Annotated in this window: 1 protein-coding gene and 1 pseudogene; one reads left to right on the top strand and one right to left on the bottom strand. The window is 60.9% G+C overall.

The genetic code is table 11. The annotated features are described in order from the left end of the window. Nucleotides 1-1,561 (bottom strand): S41 family peptidase (locus WBP53_RS09705; protein WP_423928355.1); only part of this gene is annotated, 1,561 nt, incomplete at its 3' end. 199 nt (nt 1,562-1,760) lie between these two features. Here WBP53_RS09705 and WBP53_RS09700 point away from each other — a divergent pair. Next, nucleotides 1,761-2,108: pseudogene (locus WBP53_RS09700) on the top strand (hypothetical protein); the annotation flags it as partial.

Below are 2,108 nucleotides of genomic sequence, written 5' to 3'. Positions count from 1 at the left end.
ATATCGGCCCCATGTTGCGGTCGCCCCACGGATGCCCCGGCGTGGCCGTGAACTCACGGTCGGAAAGGAAATAGATCCATTTGCCATCCCTTGAGAACACGGCGGCACGGCTGTCGTAGCGATCGCTGGTGACAACGTCCTTGCGGGATCCATCGCGCGCGATCACCACAATCTGATTGCGTGCTTCGAGACTGTCGGGCCGTGCGACCACAAGGTGGCGGCTGTCCGTGGACCACGCCACCGACGCATAGATGTCATCGCCGCCGTACTTGCTCGAATCAACTACGCGAGATGTTCGCGCGGCAATGTCGAGCAGCGACAGGCGTCCCTGCTTGTCGTCGATAGCCAGGGTCTGGCCATCCGGCGAAGGAAACAGTCGCCAGCGCCGCGCATCGCCATCGCGCGTCAAGGCTTCGCCCGGACCCGAGCCATCGGCAGGGAAGCGCCACACTTCTTCGTTGCCGTCCACATCGCTGATTGCAAAGACCCACTTCCCGTCTGCACTGATGACCGCGGAACGCGCACGTGCCGAGTCCGGCACTGCGACATCCACGCGACGACGCGCATCGGTAGCGGCCAGAGTCACGGCACCGCGTGCGGTCACCGCTGCCTGACTGCCGTCGGCTGAAAGTGAAACGCCTTCAAAGTACTTCATCGGCTTTTCCACCCAGCGCATGCGCCGTTGTTCGAAATCACTGACCAGATTGATCGGCACGACTCGGTCATCGCCGCTGGCCACATCGAACACACGAATGTCGGCACCATGCTGATAGGCAATGCGACCGTCACGCATTTGCGGATCGATCACGTCGAAATCCGAATGCGTCGTCAACTGACGTCGATCTCCACCTTCGGCATCCATGCTCCAGAGGTTGTCCGCGCCGGATTCATCGCTCAAATGGTAGAGCCTTCCCTGCGACCACATCGGACTGCGCAGCGATGCATTCAAGGTCGGCGCCAATCGAACGGCCTCCGCACTGCCATCCACAGGTCCGCGCCAGATCTGTGCCATGGCGCCGCCCTTGTAGCCGCGCACGTTGTCACCCGTGATCTGCAAGCCAAAACGAGTCAGGAAAATCGTGCCGCTATCGGCATCGAAACTGGCCTGGTTGGCATCTGCGAAAGGCAAGTCACGCTGCCTCAGGCTGCGAGGATCAACCGCACGCAGGATCATGCTGCTTGATGGCCCGACTACAGCCGATGTCGCGAATAACACCTCGCCTTCCGGCGTCCATCCCTGTACCGAAACACGCGCACCATCGAAACTGAGTCGTTTCGGTGCGCCACCGGCCAAAGGCATCACATAGACTTCCGGGCTGGCATCGTAGCTGGCGACAAAAGCGACCTCTCGCCCATCCGGAGAGATCGATGCCTGCGCTTCCAGTGCCGCATTGCTGGTCAGTCGCTGGGCGACTCCACCGCTGACGGGAACGCGCCACAAGTCACCCTCGGCGGTGAATACCAGGGTGCTGCCATGCATGGAGGGCGATCGGGTATAGCCGCTTTCGGTGTGGGCGAGCGATGTAACCAGCAACAAGGCGGCGAGAACAACAAATTTCATTGGCAAGCTCTCCTTTACGAGGCCTCATTGTGCATTCTCGGTTCCAGGATGTCCTGTCCAACTCGTCATGCCAACGACGGGCACTGCGCTGCAAGTCTCGCCCGAAGTCAGGATCAACTCATCTCTGCATGGCCTGATTTGCGGCCCGCGGCGTAGCGGCGTACAACGTGAGGCCCGGATCATGCGGAGGAGGAAGGTCATGAATCGTCATGCATTGCTGGCCCTGCTGATGATCGCAACGACGGCTCTGGTCGCTTGCGACAATGCAGGCAGGACCGAATCCACGATTGCGCAGACACCGGCGCCCGATATTCCGGTGGATGACAACCTTGGCGCCAACTTCATCGACGGACTCGGCGACTATCATTTTCCGATCACGACCTCGGTGCCCGAAGCGCAGCGATGGTTCGACCAGGGCCTCATGCTGGCCTGGGGGTTCAATCATGACGCTGCCGAGCGGTCATTCCTGCGCGGCACCGAAATCGATCCGGACTGTGCGATGTGCTGGTGGGGCGCATCGTTGGTGCTCGGTCCGCATGTCAATGCC

It is taken from the genome of Dokdonella sp., assembly GCF_049593775.1.
In the GTDB taxonomy this organism is placed as follows: Bacteria; Pseudomonadota; Gammaproteobacteria; order Xanthomonadales; family Rhodanobacteraceae; genus Dokdonella.
This window is presented reverse-complemented; position numbering and strand designations above follow the sequence as displayed.